Here is a 22727-nt window from a genome sequence, read left to right on the forward strand (position 1 = left end):
TCAGTGCGGCGCGGAGGCGCCGTGGCGGGCGGTGAAGTCCTCGGCGAACAGGGCGAGCAGCACCACGTCGACGGGTCGGCCCCAGAGGAAGGCGTGGCCGCGCAGGCGGCCCTCCTCGGTGAAGCCGAGGTGGCGGTGGAGTTCCAGGGAGGGGTGGTTGTGGGCGAAGACCCGGGCGGTGGCCTTGCGGTAGCGCCGTTCCTCGAACTGGTGGCGGACCACCAGGCGGACGGCCTCGCCGGCGTAGCCGCGGCGGCGGTGCTCGGCGGCGACGGTGATGCCGTACTCGAACCAGCCGTTGCGCGGGTCGGCGCGGTGGACGCCGACCGAGCCCACGGGGGTGCCGTCGGCGCGCGACTCGACGATCAGGGTGTAGGTGTCGCCGGACGGGTCGGCGGTGGCGTGCTCGCGCGCGAAGGTCTGCCAACCCTCGGTGGAGCGCGGCGGGTTGAGCAGGTCGCCGAGGCGCTCCTCCTGCTCGGACAGTCGGGCCAGCAGCGGCCCGTCCTCGGTCTCGACCGCTCGCAGGCGCACTCGTTCACCCAGCCAATAGCTTGTCATCTGATCTTCGTACCATTCGGGCGCGGGGTGTGTCCGGCCGTTCGCGAACCGTCCCGGGTCGGCAAAACGGCCCCCGCGCCGGCACCGGGTGCCTAGAATCGGCGAGCCCGGCGCGCACCGAGCAACATCCGGACGCCTCCGGCCAGTTGACGGCACTTCGAAGCGAGGGGCGGACGATGGCGGCCGAGGAGATACCCGGGGCGCGGGAGGAGCTGCGGCGGCGCGGCGAGCGGCTGTACGCGGAGTTCGCGGCGCTGCTGGAGGCGGTGGCGCCCGGGATGGCGCCGCCGGCCGTGCTGCCGGAGCATCCGGACATCACCGCGTTCGGCAATCCGCTGAGCTTCGGCCACCACCGCCAGGTCGCCTTCGACCGCACCCCGACCGACCCCGACCCGCTGGCCCTGGCCGAGTCCGAACTGGCCGACTGGCAGCGGACGGTGGAGCGCACCGAGACCGGTTCGAAGGTCCTGCACGCGTGGCGGGACGGGATGACGATCCGGCTGCACTTCCACCCGGTGCGCGGCCTGACGCTGGGCCGGGCCGACCTGGAGCCGATGGCGCTGCACCTGCCGGAGGTGTTCGTCCGCCCCGAGCCGCTGCTCGCGCCGGAGGACGTCCAACCCGGCTACGAACTGTGCCCGGAGTGCGAGGGCCTGGGCTGGTGCGATCGCTGCTGGGGCCGCGGTTGGACGATGGGCGGCGTCACCTGGGGCGGCCGGACCGAGGGCCGGGCCCGCTGCGGCGACTGCCACGGCAGCCGGGCCTGCCCGTTCTGCCGCGGCGCGGGCGAACGCCCGGCCCGCTGAGGTCCGGACGCTCCGGGTCCGACCCCACGGAAGTCCGGCGGCGTCCGGCAGAAATTTCCGCGTCGGCCCCGTGACGCCCCCGGCGGTCCGTTCCGTCTGAAGGGTGACAAGGCACGGAGCCGGGGGAGAACAGCAGACGTGGCAGGAGCAGCAGGGCGCAGCGGCGACCTGGAGTACGCGGAGTTCGCCGCCAACCGGTCCGGCGCGCTGTACCGTTCGGCCTGTCTGCTGACGGGTGGTGACACCCATCTCGCCGAGGACCTGGTGCAGGAGACGCTGAGCCGGATGTACGTGGTGTGGCGTCGCCCTGGGCGGTTGTTCGGCGGACGGGCGATCGAGAATCCGGCGGGGTACGCGCAGGGCGTGTTGTACCGGCAGTTCATCGACCATCACCGGCGGCGCAGTTCGACCGAGCGCCCGGTCGCCGAACTGCCGGACCTGCCGGGTCCGCAGGACGACAGCACGCTGCGGATGACGCTGCTCCAGGCGCTGGCCCGGCTGGCGCCGCGGGACCGTGCGGTGCTGGTGCTGCGGTACTGGGAGGACGTCAGTGTCGAGGAGACGGCGGAGATCCTGCGCTGCCGTCCGGGCGCGGTCCGTTCCCAGGCCTCCCGGGCGCTGGCCCGGCTGCGGACCCTGCTGGGCGAGGGCCTGGCCGACCTCGCCCAGCGCTGACGCCCGGTCAGTGCCCGTCCTGTCCTTCCCCTGTTGCCCCCGGAGACGGTGATCACGCATGCCCGCACTGCCCGAGCACGACTTCGAGGACCGGCTCTGCCAGGTCTTCCACGAGACCGGGGAGAGCTTCGTCCCGGACACCCCGCGACTGGCCATGGGCGGCGCGACCCGGGGCCGCCGCCGTCAGCGCCGCCGGCTGGCGCTGGGCGCGGCCGCGGCCGTGCTGGCGGTGAGCGGGCTGGGCGCCGCCGTCCTGCCGTCCGCCCTGCACACGAACGGCACGGGGCCGGCGGCCTCGCCCGTCCCGTCCCCGCCCGTCAGCGACCCGCCGGACGCCGCCCGGATCCCGCAGGAGGCGCACCTGGCCTCGGCGGTGGCGGAGCGGCTGCCGAAGGGGCTGAAGATCGTCCGCTCGGACGGCTCGACGCAGGGCTCGGCGGCGTTCCCGACGAACCGGGCGTGGGCGGAACTGGTGCTGGACGACGGCCAGGGACAGAGCCTGCTGTCGGTGGGCGTCTTCAATCCCCACCGGGGGGCGATCCAGCCGTGCGACCAGTCCCCGTTCACCGAACTGGAGTGCCGGCAGACGCCCCAGCCGGACGGCGGCACGGTGGCCGTCATGCAGTACACCGGGAAAGACGCGAATCCGTCGCGGTTCACCGCCGTCGAGTGGGTCACCGCGGACGGGATGACGATCACCGCCACCTCGCACAACGTGGCCCGGCGGGGGGGCACCCCGGACCGGCCGGAGCCGCTGCTGAGCGCCGCCGCACTGTCCTCGCTGGCCACCGATCCCAGCTGGCGCACCATCGCGTCGCAGCTGCTGGCGGTGATGCCGGATTCAACGTCCACCAACGCCTCGGTCCAGCGGCCCGACCTGCTGCCGCCGGGTCTGAAGGTGGTGTCCAGCACCGCCGGCGCCGAGCAGACGGCGACGCTGGCCGACGGGGACCGGACGGTCGTCCTGCGGCTCCAGGAGGAGGCGGCCGACCGGTCGGTGCTGGACTGGTTCGCCGACGCCCCGACGCTGCCGGACGACACCCGCATCCGCAGCGTCGCCAACCGTCCGGTCCCCGGCACCCAGGGCTCCACCGAGACGGTCGTCGACGTGCTGCGCCCCGACGGCCGACGGGTCCGGGTCACGGCGGTCAACCCGGCGGGCGCGGGCAGCCCCGACGCCGGCCGGGCACCACTGCTGACCCTCGACCAGTTGACGGCGATCGCCCGCTGCCCGGGCTGGACGGTGCCCGCGCCGGACTGACCCGTCCCGGGTCCGGGGTGGAACAACGGGAGGACAGCACGGCCGACCGCGCATGGGCCCGTCCGCACCCCGACGACGACTCCTTCGAAGCTGCGCGGCACACCGGGCGGCGGATCGGCGTGAGGGGCCGACCACCCCGAGGCCGGCGCCGGCCTGGGCCCCGCGCGTCCGCGAGGCGCCGGCCTGGCTCGCGCTGCTGGACCGCTCGCCCAGCTGACGGGGCGTCAGTACCGGTAGCGGACCGCCTCGATGATCTCCGCCGGGCGGCGGTCCGCGAACCGGGCGATCTCCGCCTCCCGGACGTCGATCACCGCTTGCCACAGCGACTCCCCCATCGCGGCGCGCAGCACCTGGGACTTGCGCAGCGCGTCCACCGCCTGGCCGAGCGTGGCGGGCAGCCGTTCGGCGACGCCGTCGGGGTCGCCGGTGGTCTCGGCGGGCAGTCGCAGCGCGTCACCGAGGCCGGCCAGGCCGGCGGCCAGCACGCCGCCGACCGCCAGGTAGGGGTTGGCGGCGGCGTCGAAGCACTTGACCTCGGCGTTGGCCTGCTCGGGGGCCGAGCCGGTGATCAGCCGCAGCGCGGCCTCCCGGTTCTCCAGCCCCCAGCAGCGGTGCGGACCCGACCAGTGGCCGGGCACCAGCCGCAGGTAGCTGGCCACCGACGGGGCGCCGAGCGCGAGCAGCGCGGGCAGTTCGGCCAGCACCCCAGCGAGGAACGCCTCCATCTCCCGGGTGAGGCCGTGCGGGCCGCTGCCGCCGTGGCCCAGGTTCCGGCCGTCGCGCCACAGGCTCAGGTGCAGGTGGCCGCCGTTGCCGACGCCGTCGGCGGCGACCAGCGGCGCGAAGCTCGCGCGCAGCCCGTGCCGCAGCGAGACGGCCTGCACGGTGTGCCGGACCAGCAGGGCGGTGTCGGCGGCCTCGACCGGCCCGCCGGGGGCGACCGACAGTTCGAACTGGCCGTCGCTGTACTCGGGGTGCAGCTGGAGCACCGTCACCTTCTGCTCGCGCAGCGTGCGCAGCAGGTCGCGCAGGTAGTCGCTGTTCCCGATCAGGCGGCGCATGCCGTACGCGGGGCCGGCCTCGCCGCCCTCGACGATCCACTCGACCTCGATGCCGGCCTGCACCGTCAGCCCGCGCTCGGCGAGTGCCTCGGCGGCGCGGCGGGCGAACCGGCGCTGGCAGCCGGGGTGCGGCTCGCCCTGCTGGGTCCAGCGGTCGCCGGGGGCCCAGGCCCAGCCGGGCTGGGCGGCGAGCCGGTGCAGGGCGGCCAGGTCGGGCACCAGTCGCAGGTCGCCGACCGGGCTGCCGGACGGGGCGAGCGAGTCGTCGACCAGGAACGAGTCGAAGCAGGGCGCGGTGCCGACGCCCCACCGGGCGGCGCTCTCCAGGCCGCGGACGGGCACGGACTTGACCCGGGTGACGCCGGAGTTGTCGACCCAGCCGACGATCACCCCGTCGACGCCCTCGGCCTCGATCCTGGTGGCGGCCAACCGGGCCTCGGCGGCGCGCTCGGCGCGCGGCTTCACGGTGCTCATGCGCCCATGCTGGCCTGCGGCGATGCAGTGCGCGGGCGACCCCGCCGAGACGTCACTCGTCCGTGCAAACCTGAATGTGACGCAGCTCACATAAAAAGATGAAATTCCGGGGACCGAGTCCCCGTTTGAACCTCTGTCCAAGCAGAACCGGGGAATACCTCCCCACTCTCTGCCGCTCGCCGCTCGAAGGGAGCACCGCACTCATGACCACCGTCGCCGCTCCCCGCCGGCGCGCGGACGCCACCCGTAACCGCGCACTGATCGTCGCCGCGGCCCGCGAGGCCTTCGTCGAGTACGGGGCGATGGCCCCGCTCGACGAGATCGCCCGCCGGGCCGGCGTCGGCAACGCCACGCTCTACCGGAACTTCGCCGACCGCCGCGCCCTGATCCACCAGGTGTCGCTCGCCGTCATCGACCGGATCGTGGCGCACGCGCACGCGGCCACCGCCGAGGAGCCCGACTCCTTCGCCGCGCTGAGCCGCTTCGTGCACGCCGCCGCCGACGAACGGATCGGCGCGCTGTGCTCCCTGCTGTCCGGCACCATCGACCCGAACGACCCCGAACTCGCCGACGCCCGCGCCGAGATGAAGCAGGCCACCGACGACCTGGTGCTCCGCGCGCAGGCCGACGGGCTGCTCCGCGCCGACATCGGGGCCGGCGACATCGTGGTCGCCGTCTCCCAGCTCACCCGCCCGCTCCCCGGCACCGCCTGCCTCGACCTGGACCGACTGGTCCACCGGCACCTCCAGCTCCTGCTGGACGGGCTGCGCACCGCCGCCGCCCCGTCCACGCTGCCCGGCTGTGCCGTGACCCTGGAGGACCTCACGCAGCGCGCCTGACCTTCCTCGCGCTCGACTTCCGCTCCGCACGCACGACTTGCGGCAGACCGCCCGGCCGGGCCGGCTGCCGACCGCACGTTTTCGCACGTCTCGTACGCTCTCGCACACACAGGTGGGTACCTCCATGTCCGAAACCCTCCAGCCGGATCCACGTCGCTGGAAGGCCCTGCTATTCATCGCGCTGGCCCAGCTGATGGTCGTCCTCGACGCCACCGTGGTGAACATCGCCCTCCCGCGCGCCAAGGAAGACCTCGGCTTCGCCGACAGCACCACCCAGTGGGTCATCACGGCCTACGCGCTGGCCTTCGGCGGACTGCTGCTGTTCGGCGGCCGGATCGCCGACCTGTGGGGCCGCCGCCGGACCTTCATGGTCGGCCTGGTCGGCTTCGCCGCGGCCTCCGCGCTCGGCGGCGCGGCCGTCAACACCTCCATGCTGCTCGGCGCCCGCGCCCTGCAGGGCGTGTTCGGCGCGATGCTCGCCCCCGCCGCGCTGTCGCTGCTCGCGGTCATGTTCACCGACGGCAAGGAGCGTGCCAAGGCGTTCGGCATCTTCGGCGCCGTCGCCGGCGGTGGCGGTGCGATCGGCCTGATCCTGGGCGGCGCCCTCACCGAGTACCTGAACTGGCGCTGGACGTTCTTCGTCAACATCCCGTTCGCCGCGGTCGCCCTCGCCGGCGCGATCCTGGTGATCCGCGAGCCCGCCGTCGGCCTCAACCGCAACCGCCTCGACATCCCCGGCGTGCTGCTGGTCACCACCGGCCTGGTCTCCCTGGTCTACGGCTTCACCCGCGCCGAGAGCGAGGGCTGGGGCGACAGCAGCACCATCGGCCTGTTCGTCGCCGCCGCCGTGCTGCTCACCGCGTTCGCGTTCGTCGAGAGCCGGGTCAAGGCCCCGCTGCTGCCGCTGCGCGTCCTCACCGACCGCAACCGCGCCGGTGTCTACCTCTCGCTCGGCATGGCCGTGATCGGCATGTTCGGCCTGTTCCTGTTCCTCACCCTCTACATGCAGGGCGTGCTGGGCTACAAGCCGCTGGTCAACGGTTTCGCCTTCCTCCCGATGGTGGCCGGCATGATCACCGGCTCCACCCAGATCGGCGCCCGCCTGATGACCCGGGTCCCGGCCCGCTACCTGATGGCGCCCGGCTTCCTGGTCGCCTCGCTCGGCCTGCTGATCCTCACCCGGATCGACGTCGGCACCTCGTACTGGCAGATCCTGCCCGGCCTGATCCTGATGGGCCTCGGCATGGGCACCGCCTTCATGCCCGCCATGAGCCTGGCCACCTACGGCGTCCAGCCCCGCGACGCGGGCGTCGCCTCCGCGATGGTCAACACCTCCCAGCAGGTCGGCGGTGCGATCGGCACCGCCCTGCTCAGCACCGTCGCCCACAGCGCCGGCACCGAGTGGGCCAAGTCCCACGCGGCCACCGCCACCGACCCGAAGCTGTTCGCGCTCCAGGCCCAGGTCCACTCCTACTCCACCGCGATCTGGTGGGCCGTCGGCATCCTGGCCCTGGCCTCCCTCACCGCCTTCACCCTGATCAACGCCGGCAAGCCCGAGCACCACGACTCCGCCGCCGAGATCGAGGACGCCGTCCCGGTCATGGCGCACTGACACCGCAGCACGAACGAACGGCCCCGCCCGGAACCCTCCGGGCGGGGCCGTTCCGCATGCGGAGTCAGCGACTGAAATCCTTGAGTTCCTCGGTCTCCAACGTGACGTTCACCGGCTCCGGCAACTGCACCACGTGCCCGTGGGCCAGCGTCACGACGCTCTCGTAACGCCCGCCTCGGGGCTCGCTGAACACCATGACGACCCCGGCAACCCGATCGATCAGGAGGAACACCGGCATACCGGCCTTGGCGTAGGCCACCGGTTTCTCCTCCCGGTCGCACCCGCGGGCATGAAGGTCCTGCGAGGTCACCTCGACCACCATCAGCACCTCTGCGGGGTCGGACCACTCCCCATCGCCGACGAACGCACGCCGACGGGAAAGCACTCCGTCGGGCTTGGTGCGGCAGTCGCCGGAGAGCCGCAGGCGCCGACCGGGGTACAGGCGAAGATCCGGCCGCTGCGCCAGGCAGCGCTCCGTCAGCCACATGACGATCTCGGCGTGGTCGCCGTCGGGCATGGGCTTGACCCGGAGCCTGCCGCCGACGAACTCGAATGTCACATCGCGTCTGTCGGCCGCCTCCGCAATCGATTCGAACTGGTCGGGAAACATCTGCGGACGTTCGTCGGTCATGACGGCAACGTAGGGTCACCCGCCGTTGCGCGGCCCGCGATTGCCTCTTCCTACCCGCCAGTAGCTGGGCTACAGTGTCCGCACGCGCCAGCGCCGGGCTTCGGGAGCCGCACCGGTGGGCTGCGTCTCTTCTCTCGTGTGCGCGTCGGCGTCGCTTCATGATCCTGTCGGAGCGCCTGAGCACCACGGCACTGCCCCTCGACGGAACCGGAGCGGACCGGTCCGTACTGCGGGGTCGCCGCTGTTCTTCTTCCGTTCCCCCTCATTTCTCCCGTGCCGTCGGCACACCCTCCCCTGTCACGCCCGCTGCCCGGGCGGTGGCGGGGGCCGTCGGCGCGGGCCCATGACAAGGAGTCTGGACAATGGAGCGTCCCTTCCCCACTGTTGCCGTGGTCGGCCTGGGCACCATGGGTGCCGGGGTGGCCGTGGCGGTGGCCCGCAGCGGCCGTCGGGTGATCGGCGTGGAGGCCGGTCCGACCCAGGCGGTGCGGGCGCTGGCCCGGATCGAGGCGTCCACCGCCCGGGCGGTGGCCCGCGAGCGGCTGACGGCCGAGGAGCGCACCGCGCTGCTCGCGCTGATCGAGGTCGGTGACGACCTGGCCGCGGCCGCGCAGGCGGACCTGGTGATCGAGGAGGTCCCGGAGGACCTCGAGCTCAAGCGCGGCCTGTTCGCCGAGCTGGACCGGATCTGCCCGCCGGAGACGGTGCTGGCGACCGGCACCACCGCGCTGAGCGTGACCCGGATCGCGGCGGCCACCGCCCGCCCGGAGCGGGTGCTGGGGGTGCACTTCTTCAACCCGGTGCACTCGATGAAGCTGGTCGAGGTCGTCCGCACCGTGCTGACGTCCCCCCGGGCGGCCGAGCAGGTCGCCGAGTTGGCCCGGGACCTGGGCAAGGAGCCGGTCGCCGCGGGCGACCGGGCGGGGTTCATCGCCAACGGCCTGCTGTTCGCGTACCTGAACCAGGCGGCGGCGATGTTCGAGTCCCGGTACGCCACCCGGGAGGACATCGACGCGGCGATGCGGCTGGGCTGCGGCCTGCCGATGGGCCCGCTGGCGCTGCTGGACCTGATCGGCGTGGACACCGCCCGCACCGTGCTGGAGGCGATGTACGAGCAGTCGAAGGACCGGCTGCACGCCCCGGCGCCGATCCTCGGCCAGCTGGTCGCGGCGGGCCTGCTGGGCCGCAAGTCGGGCCGCGGTTTCTACACCTACGAGGCCCCGGGTTCGTCGACGCCGGTCGCCGAGGAGGCCGCGGCGGCCGAGGCCCGCCCGGCCGGCCGCGAGGTGCGCAGTGTCGGCGTGTGCGGCAGCGGGACGATGGCGACGGGCATCGTGGAGGTGTTCGCGAAGGCGGGCCTCCCGGTGCTGCTGGCGGCCCGCAGCCAGGAGAAGGCGGAGCGGGCGAAGGCCCAGCTGGCGAAGTCGCTGGAGCGTTCGGTGGCCAAGGGCCGGCTGACCGAGCAGGCCCGGGACGCGGCGCTGGCGCTGGTCACCCCGACCGGCGGCTACCAGGACCTGGCGGACGTGGACCTGGTGGTGGAGGCGGTGGCGGAGGACCTCGCGGTCAAGCGCGAGCTGTTCACCGCCCTGGACCGAATCGTCAAGCCGGGCGCGGTGCTGGCCACCACCACCTCCTCGCTGCCGGTGATCTCCTGCGCGACGGCGACCTCCCGTCCTCAGGACGTGATCGGCATGCACTTCTTCAACCCGGCGCCGGCCATGAAGCTGGTCGAGGTGGTCTCCACCGTGCTGACCGCCGAGGACGTCACGGCGACCGTGCTGGAGCTGTGCGCCAAGGTTCGCAAGCACCCGGTGGAGTGCGGCGACCGGGCCGGTTTCATCGTGAACGCGCTGCTGTTCCCGTACCTGAACGACGCGGTGCGGATGCTGGCGGAGCACTACGCGACGGTGGACGACATCGACACCGCGATGAAGCTGGGCTGCGGCTACCCGATGGGCCCGTTCGAGCTGCTGGACGTGGTGGGCCTGGACGTGTCGCTGACCATCGAGAAGGTGCTGCACCAGGAGTTCCGCGAGCCGGGCCTGGCGGCCGCGCCGCTGCTGGAGCACCTGGTGGCGGCGGGCTGCCTGGGCCGCAAGACCGGTCGCGGTTTCCGCGACCACGCACGGCGATGACCGGCCGTCCGGCGCCCTCGCCGGGCCGCCGGCCGCCGCCCGGCGAGGGCGTCAACCCGGCTGCGCCGAGGCCCCCTTGGGGTGCCGGCGCGGTCTCCTCGCGGTGGCCGCGGCCCGCGGTGGTGCCGCCCGCGGCGCCGGTGCGCAGGGCCAGGCCGGCGGGGGCGGCACCGGGGGCGTGTAGCGTTCCGGACATGGATCGCCAGACCTCGCCTTCCCAGCAGCAGCAGCCGGCCGCCGGGCCGGACCAGTCGCGGTCGGGGGTGGAGTCCGGGGCGGGCAGTCGCCGGGCCGCCGCCCAGCGGCTGCAGATGCGCCAGGACCTCACGGCGGCGGCCATGCAGCTGTTCGCCACCCAGGGGTACGAGGAGACGACGGTCGATCAGATCGCGGCCGCCGCCGGGGTGGCCCGGCGCACCTTCTTCCGGTACTTCCGGTCGAAGGAGGAGGCGATCTTCCCGGACCACGACGACACCCTGGTGCGGGTGGCCGACCTGCTGGCCAGCGCCGAGCCGGAGGAGCACCCACTGGACGTGGTGTGCCGGGGCATCAAGGAGGTGCTGCGGATGTACGCCTCCACCCCGGACATGTCGGTGGCCCGCTACCAGCTGATCCGGCAGGTCCCGGCGCTGCGCGAGCGGGAGATCGCGGTGGTCTCCCGGTACGAGCGGCTGTTCACCCGCTACCTGCTGGGCCGGTTCGACGCGGCCGAGCAGACCCCGCCGGGCTGGCAGCGCGGCGGGGACGACGACTCGATGCTGGCCGAGGTGTCGGCGGCGGCGGTGGTCGCGGCGCACAACCACGTGCTGCGGCGCTGGCTGCGGGCCGGCGGGCACGGCGACGTGGAGGCGCAGCTCGACCACTCCTTCGAGGTGATCCGGGGGACGTTCTGGCCGACCCCGCCGAGCGGCGCCCGCCGCCGCGGCACCACGCTGGCACCCGGTGCCAATGGTGACGGAGTGACGCCGGAGGACTCCGCTGCCGTGAGCGCACTGAGTGCCAGCCCGAGCGGTGAGGTACTGATCACAGTGGCCCGCACGGATGCCCCGCTGGAGACCGTGGTGGATTCGATCCGGGCCGCGCTGGCGGGTCGAAACACCATGTAATCCAGGCAGTTTCAGCAGGCGACAAGCAGAATCGAAGGCCCGTTCCCGGTTCCGGGAGCGGGCCTTCGGGCGTTCCCGCCAACCCTCCGGCCGGCGTGTCCTGACTCACTCAAGAAGTTGGCACCCCGTGTCTTTACGAGTGGCACAGGGTGCCACTACCTTGTTGCCACCGGTCGCGGCGCCGCGGCTCCCCACCTCGGCGCGCCGTCGTCCGGCGTCCCCCGACCCGGGGGACATGCACCTGCGACTCCACCCTTTCGTCGCACCACCGCAGTACCCGACCCCTCAGACCCTCAGCGAAGCCGGTGTCCGCTCCCGGCTCCCCCAGACGCCCTGTGTCCCTCGCACAGGTACGCCTTCGGAGGCAGCCATGCAGGAAATTCTCGACGCGATCCTCAGCGGCAACGCCACGTCCGCCGACTACGCGGGCCTCGCGCTGCCCGAGTCCTACCGGGCCGTGACGCTCCACAAGGACGAGGAGCAGATGTTCGCCGGCCTCGCCAGCCGCGACAAGGACCCGCGCAAGTCGCTCCACCTGGACGACGTCGCGCTGCCCGAGGTCGGCCCGGGCGAGGCCCTGGTCGCCGTGATGGCCAGCGCCGTCAACTACAACACCGTGTGGAGCTCGATCTTCGAGCCGGTCTCCACCTTCTCCTTCCTGGAGCGCTACGGCCGGCTCTCCCCGCTGACGAAGCGTCACGACCTTCCGTACCACGTGGTCGGCTCCGACCTGGCGGGCGTGGTGCTGCGCACCGGCGCCGGCGTCAACGCCTGGCAGCCCGGCGACGAGGTCGTCGCGCACTGCCTGTCGGTCGAGCTGGAGTCCCCCGACGGCCACAACGACACGATGATGGACCCGGAGCAGCGCATCTGGGGCTTCGAGACCAACTTCGGCGGCCTGGCCCAGCTCGCGCTGGTGAAGACCAACCAGCTGCTGCCCAAGCCCAAGCACCTCACCTGGGAGGAAGCCGCCTCCCCGGGCCTGGTCAACTCCACCGCGTACCGCCAGCTGGTCTCGCGCAACGGCGCGGGCATGAAGCAGGGCGACAACGTGCTGATCTGGGGCGCCAGCGGCGGCCTCGGCTCGTACGCCACCCAGTACGCGCTGGCCGGCGGCGCCACCCCGATCTGCGTGGTCTCCAACGACGCCAAGGCCGACATCTGCCGGGCCATGGGCGCCGAGGCGATCATCGACCGGTCCGCCGAGGGCTACAAGTTCTGGAAGGACGAGAACAACCAGGACCCGCGCGAGTGGAAGCGCCTGGGCGCGAAGATCCGCGAGTTCACCGGCGGCGAGGACGTCGACATCGTCTTCGAGCACCCCGGCCGGGAGACCTTCGGCGCGTCCGTCTACGTCACCCGCAAGGGCGGCACCGTCGTCACCTGCGCCTCCACCTCCGGCTTCATGCACCAGTACGACAACCGCTACCTGTGGATGTCGCTGAAGCGCATCGTCGGCTCGCACTTCGCCAACTACCGCGAGGCGTTCGAGGCCAACCGCCTGATCGCCAAGGGCAAGATCCACCCGACCGTCTCCAAGGTCTACTCCCTGGAGGAGACCGGCCAGGCCGCCCTCGACGTGCACCACAACAAGCACCAGGGCAAGGTCGGCGTGCTCTGCCTGGCCCCCGAGGAGGGCCTGGGCGTGCGCGACCACGAGCTGCGCGAGAAGCACCTGCCCGCGATCAACCTCTTCCGCGAGCTCGACGAGCGGAACAACAAGCCCAGCCGGAACGTCTGATGGGCGCTCAGGAACGCGACCGCCCCTGGCTGATGCGCACGTACGCCGGCCACTCCACCGCGAGCGACTCCAACGCGCTGTACCGGCGCAACCTCGCCAAGGGCCAGACCGGCCTGTCGGTGGCCTTCGACCTGCCGACCCAGACCGGCTACGACTCCGACCACGTCCTCGCCCGCGGCGAGGTCGGCCGGGTCGGCGTGCCGGTCGGGCACCTGGGCGACATGCGGACCCTGTTCGACGGGATCCCGCTGGAGCGCACCAACACCTCGATGACCATCAACGCCACCGCCATGTGGCTGCTGGCGCTGTACCAGGTGGTCGCCGAGGAGCAGGGCGCGGACATCGCGGGGCTCACCGGCACCACCCAGAACGACATCGTCAAGGAGTACCTGTCGCGCGGGACGCACGTCTTCCCGCCCGGCCCGTCCGTGCGGCTGATCACCGACATGATCGCCTACACAGTCGCGAACATCCCGAAGTGGAACCCGATCAACATCTGCAGCTACCACCTGCAGGAGGCCGGGGCCACCCCGGTCCAGGAGATCGCCTACTCGATGTGCACCGCGATCGCCGTCCTGGACGCCGTCCGCGACTCCGGGCAGGTCCCGGCCGAGCGGATGGGCGAGGTGGTCGCCCGGATCTCCTTCTTCGTCAACGCGGGCGTCCGCTTCGTCGAGGAGATGTGCAAGATGCGGGCCTTCAACCGGCTGTGGGAGAAGATCACCCGGGAGCGCTACGGCATCGAGGACGCCAAGCAGCGGCGCTTCCGGTACGGCGTGCAGGTCAACTCGCTGGGCCTGACCGAGGCACAGCCGGAGAACAACGTCCAGCGCATCGTGCTGGAGATGCTGGCCGTCACGCTGTCCAAGGACGCCCGCGCGCGCGCCGTCCAACTCCCGGCCTGGAACGAGGCGCTGGGCCTGCCGCGGCCGTGGGACCAGCAGTGGTCGCTGCGCATCCAGCAGGTGCTGGCGTACGAGTCGGACCTGCTGGAGTACGGCGACCTGTTCAACGGCTCGCACGTGGTCGAGGCGAAGACCGAGGAACTGCTGGCCGGCGCCGAGGCGGAGATCGCCAAGGTGCTGGGGATGGGCGGGGTGATCCCGGCCGTCGAGTCCGGCTACCTGAAGTCCAACCTGGTGGCCTCGCACGCCGCCCGGCGGGCCCGGATCGAGGCCGGCGAGGACCGGATCGTCGGCGTCAACTGCTTCGACACCACCGAGGACAGCCCGCTCACCGCCGACCTGGACACCGCCATCATGGTGGTCGACCCGGCGTCCGAGCGCTCCGTGCTGGCCAACCTGGAGGCCTGGCGCGGCAGTCGGGACGAGGGCGCGGTGCAGACCGCGCTGGCCCGGCTGAAGGAGGTGGCCGGCACCGAGGAGAACCTGATGGGGGCCACCCTGGCCTGTGCCCGGGCCGGCGCCACCACCGGCGAGTGGTCGTTCGCGCTGCGCGAGGTGTTCGGCGAGTACCGCGCCCCCACCGGGGTCGGCGGCGCGCCGGTCGCGGTCGCCGCCGAGCCGGGCGGCGAACTCGCCGCCGTGCGCGAGGCCGTGGCCGCCACCGCCGCCGAACTCGGCGCCGGCAAGCTCCGCCTGCTGGTCGGCAAGCCCGGCCTGGACGGGCACTCCAACGGCGCCGAGCAGATCGCCGTGCGGGCCCGTGACGCCGGTTTCGAGGTGGTCTACCAGGGCATCCGATTGACGCCCGAACAGATCGTCTCCGCGGCCGTCGCCGAGGACGTGCACTGCGTGGGCCTGTCCATCCTCTCCGGCGCGCACCCCGAGCTGGTGCCGGACGTCCTGCAGCGGCTGCGCCGCGCGGGGGTGGAGGATGTGCCGGTGATCGTGGGTGGAATCATCCCCGCAGCGGACGCCGAGGCCCTCAAGGCCGCCGGAGTCGCTGCCGTGTTCACACCCAAGGACTTCGGCATCACCACCATCATCGGCCGGATCGTGGACGAGATCCGGCTGGCCAACAGGCTTCAGCCGTGGGCCGCGACCACCGCCGCGACCAGCTGACCCGGAAGGAAACTCCCCAATGACTGTGAACCGTCTCCGTCCGCGCCGTTCCTGCCTGGCCGTGCCCGGCAGCAACCCGCGCTTCCTGGAGAAGGCCCAGGGCCTGCCCGCCGACCAGGTCTTCCTGGACCTGGAGGACGCCTGCGCCCCGCTGGTCAAGGAGAGCGCCCGCCACACCATCGTGGACGCCCTGAACAACGGCGACTGGGGCGGCAAGACCCGCGTCGTCCGGGTCAACGACTGGACCACGCACTGGACCTACCGCGACGTCATCACGGTCGTCGAGGGCGCCGGCAACAACCTGGACTGCATCATGCTGCCCAAGGTGCAGGACGCCCAGCAGGTGATCGCCCTGGACCTGCTGCTCACCCAGATCGAGAAGACCGTCGGCCTGGAGGTCGGCAAGATCGGCATCGAGGCGCAGATCGAGAACGCCAAGGGCCTGATCAACGTCGACGCGATCGCCGCGGCCTCGCCGCGCCTGGAGACCATCATCTTCGGCCCGGCCGACTTCATGGCCTCCATCAACATGAAGTCCCTGGTGGTCGGCGAGCAGCCGCCCGGCTACGGCGCCGACGCCTACCACTACATCCTGATGCGCATCCTGATGGCCGCCCGCGCCAACGACCTGCAGGCCATCGACGGCCCCTACCTGCAGATCCGCAACCAAGAGGGCTACCGCGAGGTCGCCCGCCGCTCCGCCGCCCTCGGCTTCGACGGCAAGTGGGTGCTGCACCCGGACCAGGTCGCCGCCGCGAACGAGATCTACTCGCCCGGGCAGGAGGACTACGACCACGCCGAGCTGATCCTCGACGCCTACGACTGGTGCACCTCCGAGGCGGGCGGCGCCAAGGGCTCCGCGATGCTCGGCGACGAGATGATCGACGAGGCCAGCCGCAAGATGGCCCTGGTCATCGCCGGCAAGGGCCGCGCCGCGGGCATGCAGCGCACCACCAAGTTCGAGATCCCGGAGAGCTGAGCCATGCAGTTCGGACGCACCTACGAAGAGTTCGAGGTCGGCGCGGTCTACAAGCACTGGCCCGGGAAGACCGTCACCGAGTACGACGACCACCTCTTCTGCCTGCTGACCATGAACCACCACCCGCTGCACCTGGACGCCAACTACGCGACCACCACCGTGCAGGGCCAGAACGTGGTGGTCGGCAACTACGTCTACTCGCTGCTGCTGGGCATGTCCGTCCCGGACGTCTCCGGCAAGGCGATCGCCAACCTGGAGATCGAGTCGCTGCGCCACATCGCACCGACCTTCCACGGCGACACCATCTACGGCGAGACCACCGTCCTGGCCAAGAACATCACCTCGAAGCCGGACCGCGGCATCGTGTACGTCGAGACCAAGGGCTACAAGCAGGACGGCACCGTCGTCTGCATCTTCCGCCGCAAGGTGATGGTGCCGACCGAGACGTACGTCAAGGAGCGCGGCGGCGAGCAGCCCGGACGCCCCGAGCCGCTGGCCTGACGCCCCTTCCAGACCCCGGACGGGCGGGCCGCCGTCATCGGCCCTGCCCCTACCCGGTTCCCGGGGGCTCCGCGGCAGCCACGCGCCGCGGAGCCCCCCAACCCCACCCCTCTTGAGCAGTCACGGAGCCGCACGATGGGACGCCTCGCACAGACCGACGGCCTCACCGAGATCCAGCGGGACATCCTCGCCACCGTGCGGGATTTCGTCGACAAGGAGATCATTCCGGTCGCGACCGAGCTGGAGCACAAGGACGAGTACCCGACCGCCATCGTCGAGGGGATGAAGCAGCTCGGCCTGTTCGGGCTGACCATCCCCGAGGAGTTCGGCGGCCTCGGCGAGTCGCTGCTCACCTACGCCCTGGTGGTGGAGGAGATCGCCCGCGGCTGGATGTCGGTCTCCGGCATCGTCAACACCCACTTCATCGTGGCGCACATGATCAACGCGCACGGCACCCAGGAGCAGAAGGACTACTTCCTGCCGAAGATGGCCGCCGGCGAGCTGCGCGGCGCCTTCTCGATGTCCGAGCCGGCCCTCGGCTCCGACGTCTCGGCGATCTCCACCAAGGGCGTCAAGGTTGGGGGCACCTCCCAGCCCCCTGGGGCTGGGGGAGAGTTCTACGTCCTGAACGGCCAGAAGATGTGGCTGACCAACGGCGGCACGTCCAGCGTCGTCGCGGTGCTGTGCAAGACCGACGAGGGCGGCGACACGCCCTACAAGAACATGACCACCTTCCTGATCGAGAAGACCCCGGGCTTCGGGCCGAACGAGTCCGTCCCCGGCCTCACCGTGCCCGGCAAGATCGAGAAGATGGGCTACAAGGGCGTCGACACCACCGAGCTGGTGCTCCAGGACGTCCGCGTCCCGGCGGACCGGATCCTCGGCGGCGTCCCCGGCAAGGGCTTCTACCAGATGATGGACGGCGTCGAGGTCGGCCGGGTCAACGTGGCCGCCCGCGGCTGCGGCGTGGCCCGCCGGGCGTTCGAGCTGGGCATCGCCTACGCCCAGCAGCGCACCACCTTCGGCAAGAAGATCGCCGAGCACCAGGCGATCCAGTTCAAGCTCGCCGAGATGGCCACCAAGGTCGAGGCCGCGCACCAGATGATGGTGATGGCCGCCCGCAAGAAGGACAGCGGGCAGCGCAACGACCTGGAGGCCGGCATGGCCAAGTACCTGGCCTCCGAGTACTGCAAGGAGGTCGTCGAGGACTCGTTCCGGATCCACGGCGGCTACGGGTTCTCCAAGGAGTACGAGATCGAGCGGCTGTACCGGGAGGCCCCGATGCTGCTGATCGGTGAAGGTACGGCGGAGATCCAGAAGATGATCGTGGGACGTCGCCTGCTGGAGGAGTACCGGCTCGCCGACTGAGGCAGTCCCCCGTACCGGGCCGGAGGACGGGCGTGCGGGCCCGCCGCCGGCCCGGCCGTGCCCGCCCCCGGCCTGGTCAGCCGGACCGCGGCGGGGCACGGCACTCGATGCGGTCGCCCGGCGCGTTTCCCCAGGTACGCGCCGGGCGACCGCTTCCGTGCACGGCCCGTGACCGGCGTGTCGCTGAGACGTGAATCACCCGTGACCCGAGACCTCTTGGGGAACCGGACTCGGTCCGGTTACGGTCGTACACATAGCAGGTGCCCGACTCGGCAGGCAGGCGTAGTTCCACTAGCAGGCGGCTTGCCCAGATACCGGCAGGTCCCGATAGCATCCACCGGGACAGCAGCCGTCCCAGACAACTCGATCCCCGCGGTGGCCCTCGTCCAGGGGCCATTCTGTGTTCCCCGCGCGGGGCCCGCGACTAAAGGTCCTCGATGCCCATCAGCCCGTCCTCTCACACCTCCGCCCAGGGATTCGCCCCCGAGGGTCGGCGTCCCCGCGTCACCATCGCGCGCGGTGCCACCCCCTGGTTCGTTCCCACGCTGGCCACCGCCGCCGTGACGACCGCCCTCACCCGGCGTTCCGGCAAGTGGGCCCTGGCGGCCGTGCCGGCCTGCGCGCTCAGCGCGGGCATGCTGTGGTTCTTCCGCGACCCCGAGCGTGAGATCGGTGCCGGCAGAGTGATCTCCCCGGCCGACGGCGTGGTCCAATCCATCGACGAGTGGCCGGACGGCCGCACCCGCGTCGCGATCTTCATGAGCCCGCTCAACGTCCACGTCAACCGCGCGCCGCTGGCCGGCAACGTGACGTCCGTCGAGCACATCGCCGGTGGATTCGTCCCGGCGTTCAACAAGGACAGCGACCGCAACGAGCGCGTCGTGTGGCACTTCGACACCGAGCTCGGCGACATCGAGATGGTGCAGATCGCGGGCGCCGTCGCCCGCCGCATCGTCCCCTACATGGACGCCGGCACCAAGGTCGAGCAGGGCGAGCGGGTCGGTTTGATCCGCTTCGGCTCCCGCGTCGACACCTACCTGCCGGCGGGCGTCGAGGTCGGCGTCACGGTCGGCCAGAAGACGACCGCCGGGGTGACTCGCCTTGACCGTGACTGATCCGGAGACCCTCGTGGGCCTCGGTGACGAGGAATCCACCGAACTTCGCCGACGCCGCTGGGCGCGGGACCGCGAACTCCGCGCCCCCCGCTCCCCGCAGCACCTGTCCACCGCCGACTTCCTGACGCTGGGCAACGCCGTCTGCGGCTTCCTGGCGATCTACTCGACCACCACCGGCATCCTGATGCCGCACCTCACCGGTGAGTCGAACGCCCCGGTCAAGCACAGCGCCGCCACCGTCGTGACGCTGCTGCTGATCGGCGCGATGTGCGACCTCTTCGACGGCCTGGTGGCGCGCAAGCTGCGCTCCTCCGCGCTCGGCGCCGAGCTCGACAACCTCGCCGACCTGATCAGCTTCGGCATCGCGCCGGCGTACTTCGTCGCGGTGTGGGGCCTGGTCTCCTCCGGCTCCAACCAGCAGCTGTCCGCGTTCATCGCGCTGACCGTGCTGCTGGCGGTGGTGCTGCGCCTCGCCAGGTTCTCGGCCGTGAAGATGCGACCGGGGATCTTCCAGGGCATGCCCTGCCCGATGGGCGCGATGACCGTCATCGCGATCGTGCTGCTCGACCCGCCGTTCCTCCCCGGCCTGCTGCTGATCTTCGGCGTGGCCTACCTGATGGTCAGCCGGATCGAGTACCCGAAGCCGCAGGGCCTGCTGGCCACCGCGACGGTGGCCTGGATCGTGGTCTCCATCGGCTGCCTGGCGGCCTGGGCCGCGGGCCTGCCCGGCGGCGACACCCTGATGCACATCGGCGCGCTCGCCCAGATCGCGCTGGCCGCGATGGCGCCGCTGCTGGTCATCCGCCGCAAGGTCGGCGAGAAGGTGGGCGTCGTCCGCGCCCGCCGCGCCGAGAACCGCGGCTGACCCGCACAGCACGAAGCCCCCCGTTCGAATCGAACGGGGGGCTTTCGCGTCACCTGGGCTCAGGCCCCGCCGGTGTGCACCGAGAAGGCGCTGCGGCGGGCGGCGCGGGCCACGGCCGGGTCGGGGTGGACCGAGGCGACGGCCGTCAGGACGCTCGCGGCGCGCGGGTGGCCGGACTGGCGGGCGCGGTGGAACAGGCGGACGGGTTCGCCGGCCGACGCGCCCTCGACGTGGCCGACCAGCAGGTCGGTCTCGCCGTGGTCGAGGACGGCGGCGGCGGTGTCCACCCAGAGCCAGGCGGCGTCCTCCGCGCCGAGCACGTCGGCCGGGGAGGCGCCCCCCTCGTCCAGCTGTTCGGCCAGCCAGAGCAGCGCGTAGGGCCGCAGCACGGCCTCCTCGACGGCGGCCCGGACGCCCTGCTCGGCGGTGGAGCCGGCCACCACCCGCAGCGCCTCGAAGGCCAGGCCGCGGACCAGCGCGTCCTCGCCGCGGGCGGCTTCCAGGAGTTCGGCGACGGCCCGGTCGGCGGGGCGGGCGGCGACCCAGGCGCGGAACTCGGCGCGGGCCGGGCCGGGGCTGTAGTCGGCGCAGGCGCTGAGCAGCTCCAGGGCGCTCTGTTCGATGTGCCCGGCGGCGGTCTGCGCGACGGTGCAGATCTCCTCCAGCTTGGCGCGCACCGCCCAGTGGCCGAGCGGGGAGAGCTCGGCGGCCTCGTCCTGCCGGCCGAGCGCGCCGACGGCGGCCAGGCCGTCGAGCATCCAGTCCAGGACGGCGGCCACCTCGGCGGGCGAGTGCGGGGTGTCGATCTGCGGTTCCCGGCAGGTGCCGCGGACCGCGGAGACCGCGGAGGCGGCGTGCGGGACCGGGGAGAGCGGGAAGGTGCCGCTGCCGGGGCCGAGGCGGCGCTCGTCGAGGCCGCGGCGGAGCAGTTCGAGCAGCTCGCTGTCGGCGACCGGCCCGTCCACCAGGTGCAGGAAGGACAGCAGCTGCGGGGCCTGGTCGACGGCCTGGCCGGCCAGCTGGGCGAACACGCCGCGCAGCGCCGCGGGCGGCACGGGGGCGAGCAGCGTCCAGGCGTCGAACAGCGCGGACCAGCCGCGGACGACGGCCTCGTCGTCGCGTTCCCAGGCGTGCAGCCGCCAGCCGGGCCCGGCGCCGCCGTCGCGGAGCTCGACCAGGCCGACCAGCAGCGCCTGGCCCCAGGCGTTGGCGGCGGCGCCGACCGTCATGGCGAGGGCGCGGCCGGCGGCGCGGGCGTCCTCGGGGAGGAGTTCGCCGCGCTTGTCGACCTCGGTGAGGTCGCCGGCCCAGCGGGCGACGCGGACCGCGTCGGCGAGCATCCGGCGGGCCAGCGGGGCGAGCTCGGCGGGTGCGGGGAAGCCGTCCGGGACGGGCACTCGGCCCCGTCCGGGCTTGGCGGGTACCCGGCGGCGGTTGGCTGCGGGTACGGTGCCCTCCGCACGCCCGACGGCCGTTCCGGGCAGACGGGTCACCGTCGCACCGGTGCGGTGGGGCGGGTGCGGGGCATCACGGTCGCGCGGGTTCCGAGACGTCACGCCGTGCAGTCTTCCCCTTGCACGGGCCTTCTGTCACATCGACTGCCGGGCTGTCTCGGCGCATTGTCCGAACCGTTCGAACGACGGGGGGACAAGCGGGTCCAAAGCGGGACGAACCACTCCGCTTTCCGGCATGGACATGGCGCTTGACGTGATCGCTCCGCGACGGGTTTCGGGAACAGGACGCGGTGGGACCGGTTCCGGTTCCCCTCCCGAGGTCACAGCAGCGGGGTGAGGAAACGGCGCAGCGCCTCGGTGTACCGGGCCGGGTCGGCGTTCCACAGCGCGGCGTGCTGCGCGTGTGGCACCGAGTGCAGGCTGACCAGGTCCGCGCGCTCGGCCGCGAGCCGCTCGGCGGCCGCCCACGGGCTGATCGGGTCGTCCGGGCTCTGCAGCAGCAGGGTGGGCGCGGGCAGGTCGGCGCCGGACGCGATCCGGGCGAAGCCCGCCAGGTCCACGCCGGTGCGGCCCTGGGCGGCGAGCGCGCCGAGTTCGGCGAGCATCGGGGACGCCCCGCCGCGGCCGGCCGCCCGGCGCGCCGACTCCGGCCAGTCCAGCACCGGGGAGTCCAGCACCAGTCCGGCGATCTGCGCCCGCCGGGCGGAGCGGGCGGCGGTGTACAGCGCGACGGTCGCGCCGACCGACCAGCCGTACAGCACGACCCGGCCCGCGCCCTGGTCGAGTGCGGCGCGGATCGCCGCGTCGACGTCCTGCCACTCGGTCTCGCCGAAGTGCCCCAGCCCGTCCGGGGAGGCGGGCGCGCCCGCGTCGCCCCGGTAGGTGACCGTCAGGGTGGGCAGCCGCAGCGTGTGCAGCAGCGGCAGCACGGGCAGCGCCTGCGAGCGGTCGGCGGCCGCGCCGTGGATCAGCACCACGCAGGTGCCGCGGATGCCGGCGGTGCGCCAGGCCGGGAAGGCGCCGAGCTCGCCGGCCACGGCCGTCTCGGAGTAGTCCAGGCCGAGCGCGGTGCGCGGATCGCCGAGCAGCACCCGGGGGGTGAGCCGGACTTCGGTGCCGACGGCGAGGGTGCCGTGCTCGGCCCGCTCCAGCCGCCGGGTGACCGTCCCGCCGCCGGAGCCGAGCACCTCGCCGACCACGGCGTGGCCGCCCAGGCCCCACTCCAGCGCGTAGTGGCCGCGGCGGACGGTGTCCGGGGTCGCGGTCAGCGTGACCCGGCCCGGGCCGAGCTCGTGCACGGTGACCGCCGGCGGCGGTTCGACCGCGCCCGGCTGCACCACCTGGTCCGACATCTTCCGGCCGAGCAGCAGGAACGCCGCCGCTCCGGTCCCTGCGGCGGCGGCTGCGACGACGGCGGCGGCGGTTCCCCAACGCATGGCGGTCTCCCGGGGGCTGGCGGGTCCTGTGCCTCCAGTGCACCCGCCCGCGGACCGCTCGGCGAATCGGGACGGCACCG

At 72.6% G+C, this 22727-nt stretch carries 19 protein-coding genes; 14 read left to right on the plus strand and 5 right to left on the minus strand.

Translation table 11 applies throughout. The features are described 5' to 3' along the window. Positions 1 to 561 carry a GNAT family N-acetyltransferase gene (locus ACI1MP_RS11350; protein WP_404868584.1) on the minus strand — a complete coding sequence of 187 codons (561 nt, stop codon included), beginning with the start codon at positions 559 to 561 and terminating at the stop codon, positions 1 to 3. Between the two features lie 176 nt (positions 562 to 737). On the opposite strand from ACI1MP_RS11350, the gene ACI1MP_RS11355 reads away from it, so the two are divergent. From ACI1MP_RS11355 to ACI1MP_RS11365, 3 genes are all read left to right on the plus strand, one after another. Next, positions 738 to 1367, plus strand: coding sequence for a hypothetical protein (locus ACI1MP_RS11355; RefSeq protein ID WP_404868585.1), 630 nt, complete (start codon positions 738 to 740; stop codon positions 1365 to 1367). 138 nt (positions 1368 to 1505) lie between these two features. After that, positions 1506 to 2042 carry a SigE family RNA polymerase sigma factor gene (locus ACI1MP_RS11360; RefSeq protein ID WP_380342420.1) on the plus strand — a complete coding sequence of 179 codons (537 nt, stop codon included), beginning with the start codon at positions 1506 to 1508 and terminating at the stop codon, positions 2040 to 2042. A 58-nt stretch (positions 2043 to 2100) separates the two neighbouring features. Beyond that, positions 2101 to 3303, plus strand: a complete 1203-nt coding sequence (locus ACI1MP_RS11365) for a hypothetical protein (protein ID WP_404868586.1) — start codon at positions 2101 to 2103, stop codon at positions 3301 to 3303. Between the two features lie 224 nt (positions 3304 to 3527). On the opposite strand, the gene ACI1MP_RS11370 is transcribed toward ACI1MP_RS11365, so the two are convergent. Continuing rightward, on the minus strand, positions 3528 to 4838 hold the full coding sequence (locus ACI1MP_RS11370; protein WP_404868587.1) for a glutamine synthetase: 1311 nt from the start codon (positions 4836 to 4838) through the stop codon (positions 3528 to 3530). Between the two features lie 203 nt (positions 4839 to 5041). Here ACI1MP_RS11370 and ACI1MP_RS11375 point away from each other — a divergent pair, with 203 nt between their 5' ends. Both ACI1MP_RS11375 and ACI1MP_RS11380 read left to right on the plus strand, forming a co-directional pair. Next, positions 5042 to 5677: a TetR/AcrR family transcriptional regulator gene (locus ACI1MP_RS11375; protein ID WP_380342411.1), complete on the plus strand. Its 636-nt coding sequence runs from the start codon at positions 5042 to 5044 to the stop codon at positions 5675 to 5677. A gap of 124 nt (positions 5678 to 5801) precedes the next feature. Next, complete coding sequence (locus ACI1MP_RS11380; RefSeq protein ID WP_404868588.1) at positions 5802 to 7289, plus strand: MFS transporter; 1488 nt, start codon at positions 5802 to 5804, stop codon at positions 7287 to 7289. Positions 7290 to 7353: 64 nt separating this feature from the next. On the opposite strand, the gene ACI1MP_RS11385 is transcribed toward ACI1MP_RS11380, so the two are convergent. Continuing rightward, complete coding sequence (locus tag ACI1MP_RS11385) at positions 7354 to 7920, minus strand: Uma2 family endonuclease (RefSeq protein ID WP_380342405.1); 567 nt, start codon at positions 7918 to 7920, stop codon at positions 7354 to 7356. A gap of 362 nt (positions 7921 to 8282) precedes the next feature. Here ACI1MP_RS11385 and ACI1MP_RS11390 point away from each other — a divergent pair, with 362 nt between their 5' ends. The 9 genes from ACI1MP_RS11390 to ACI1MP_RS11430 all read left to right on the plus strand — a co-directional run bounded on the left by ACI1MP_RS11390 (position 8283) and on the right by ACI1MP_RS11430 (position 19757). Continuing rightward, positions 8283 to 10058: a 3-hydroxyacyl-CoA dehydrogenase family protein gene (locus ACI1MP_RS11390; protein ID WP_404868589.1), complete on the plus strand. Its 1776-nt coding sequence runs from the start codon at positions 8283 to 8285 to the stop codon at positions 10056 to 10058. A gap of 194 nt (positions 10059 to 10252) precedes the next feature. After that, positions 10253 to 11164 (plus strand): TetR family transcriptional regulator, encoded by a 912-nt coding sequence (locus ACI1MP_RS11395; RefSeq protein ID WP_043910116.1) that lies wholly within the window; start codon positions 10253 to 10255, stop codon positions 11162 to 11164. A 370-nt stretch (positions 11165 to 11534) separates the two neighbouring features. Further along, positions 11535 to 12905, plus strand: a complete 1371-nt coding sequence (gene ccrA / locus ACI1MP_RS11400; RefSeq protein ID WP_380342398.1) for a crotonyl-CoA carboxylase/reductase — start codon at positions 11535 to 11537, stop codon at positions 12903 to 12905. Then, the gene (locus ACI1MP_RS11405) at positions 12905 to 14929 is read left to right on the plus strand and encodes a protein meaA (protein WP_380342395.1); all 2025 of its coding nucleotides are present in this window, start codon (positions 12905 to 12907) and stop codon (positions 14927 to 14929) included. Before ccrA ends, ACI1MP_RS11405 begins: the two co-directional genes overlap by 1 nt. Positions 14930 to 14948: 19 nt before the next feature. Continuing rightward, positions 14949 to 15908: a CoA ester lyase gene (locus ACI1MP_RS11410; protein WP_100589450.1), complete on the plus strand. Its 960-nt coding sequence runs from the start codon at positions 14949 to 14951 to the stop codon at positions 15906 to 15908. A gap of 3 nt (positions 15909 to 15911) precedes the next feature. Further along, positions 15912 to 16409 (plus strand): MaoC family dehydratase, encoded by a 498-nt coding sequence (locus tag ACI1MP_RS11415; RefSeq protein WP_043910110.1) that lies wholly within the window; start codon positions 15912 to 15914, stop codon positions 16407 to 16409. A 135-nt stretch (positions 16410 to 16544) separates the two neighbouring features. After that, on the plus strand, positions 16545 to 17777 hold the full coding sequence (locus ACI1MP_RS11420; RefSeq protein ID WP_380342391.1) for an acyl-CoA dehydrogenase family protein: 1233 nt from the start codon (positions 16545 to 16547) through the stop codon (positions 17775 to 17777). 437 nt (positions 17778 to 18214) lie between these two features. Next, on the plus strand, positions 18215 to 18892 hold the full coding sequence (locus ACI1MP_RS11425; RefSeq protein ID WP_043910107.1) for a phosphatidylserine decarboxylase: 678 nt from the start codon (positions 18215 to 18217) through the stop codon (positions 18890 to 18892). Further along, entirely contained in the window at positions 18879 to 19757 is an 879-nt protein-coding gene (locus tag ACI1MP_RS11430; protein WP_369880776.1) for a phosphatidylcholine/phosphatidylserine synthase, read from the plus strand. The genes ACI1MP_RS11425 and ACI1MP_RS11430 overlap by 14 nt, the downstream gene beginning before the upstream one ends. 59 nt (positions 19758 to 19816) lie before the next feature. Here ACI1MP_RS11430 and ACI1MP_RS11435 read toward each other — a convergent pair whose 3' ends face one another. Together ACI1MP_RS11435 and ACI1MP_RS11440 are read right to left on the minus strand one after the other, a co-directional pair. Continuing rightward, positions 19817 to 21313: a hypothetical protein gene (locus tag ACI1MP_RS11435; RefSeq protein WP_404868590.1), complete on the minus strand. Its 1497-nt coding sequence runs from the start codon at positions 21311 to 21313 to the stop codon at positions 19817 to 19819. Positions 21314 to 21531: 218 nt separating this feature from the next. Further along, positions 21532 to 22647: an alpha/beta fold hydrolase gene (locus ACI1MP_RS11440; protein ID WP_404868591.1), complete on the minus strand. Its 1116-nt coding sequence runs from the start codon at positions 22645 to 22647 to the stop codon at positions 21532 to 21534. Between the last annotated feature and the right edge of the window lie 80 nt (positions 22648 to 22727).

The sequence above is a fragment of the Kitasatospora griseola genome, from assembly GCF_044999035.1.
In the GTDB taxonomy this organism is placed as follows: Bacteria; Actinomycetota; Actinomycetes; order Streptomycetales; family Streptomycetaceae; genus Kitasatospora; species Kitasatospora griseola.

Bases quoted from the DNA above. Each gene is read 5' to 3' on its own strand.
- ccrA (WP_380342398.1), top strand. From the start codon at position 11,535: ATGCAGGAAATTCTCGACGCGATCCTCAGCGGCAACGCCACGTCCGCC.
- ACI1MP_RS11410 (WP_100589450.1), top strand. From the start codon at position 14,949: ATGACTGTGAACCGTCTCCGTCCGCGCCGTTCCTGCCTGGCCGTGCCC.
- ACI1MP_RS11405 (WP_380342395.1), top strand. From the start codon at position 12,905: ATGGGCGCTCAGGAACGCGACCGCCCCTGGCTGATGCGCACGTACGCC.
- ACI1MP_RS11375 (WP_380342411.1), top strand. From the start codon at position 5,042: ATGACCACCGTCGCCGCTCCCCGCCGGCGCGCGGACGCCACCCGTAAC.
- ACI1MP_RS11395 (WP_043910116.1), top strand. From the start codon at position 10,253: ATGGATCGCCAGACCTCGCCTTCCCAGCAGCAGCAGCCGGCCGCCGGG.
- ACI1MP_RS11370 (WP_404868587.1), bottom strand. From the start codon at position 4,838: ATGAGCACCGTGAAGCCGCGCGCCGAGCGCGCCGCCGAGGCCCGGTTG.
- ACI1MP_RS11365 (WP_404868586.1), top strand. From the start codon at position 2,101: ATGCCCGCACTGCCCGAGCACGACTTCGAGGACCGGCTCTGCCAGGTC.
- ACI1MP_RS11385 (WP_380342405.1), bottom strand. From the start codon at position 7,920: ATGACCGACGAACGTCCGCAGATGTTTCCCGACCAGTTCGAATCGATT.
- ACI1MP_RS11390 (WP_404868589.1), top strand. From the start codon at position 8,283: ATGGAGCGTCCCTTCCCCACTGTTGCCGTGGTCGGCCTGGGCACCATG.
- ACI1MP_RS11415 (WP_043910110.1), top strand. From the start codon at position 15,912: ATGCAGTTCGGACGCACCTACGAAGAGTTCGAGGTCGGCGCGGTCTAC.
- ACI1MP_RS11355 (WP_404868585.1), top strand. From the start codon at position 738: ATGGCGGCCGAGGAGATACCCGGGGCGCGGGAGGAGCTGCGGCGGCGC.
- ACI1MP_RS11440 (WP_404868591.1), bottom strand. From the start codon at position 22,647: ATGCGTTGGGGAACCGCCGCCGCCGTCGTCGCAGCCGCCGCCGCAGGG.
- ACI1MP_RS11350 (WP_404868584.1), bottom strand. From the start codon at position 561: ATGACAAGCTATTGGCTGGGTGAACGAGTGCGCCTGCGAGCGGTCGAG.
- ACI1MP_RS11425 (WP_043910107.1), top strand. From the start codon at position 18,215: ATGCCCATCAGCCCGTCCTCTCACACCTCCGCCCAGGGATTCGCCCCC.
- ACI1MP_RS11380 (WP_404868588.1), top strand. From the start codon at position 5,802: ATGTCCGAAACCCTCCAGCCGGATCCACGTCGCTGGAAGGCCCTGCTA.
- ACI1MP_RS11420 (WP_380342391.1), top strand. From the start codon at position 16,545: ATGGGACGCCTCGCACAGACCGACGGCCTCACCGAGATCCAGCGGGAC.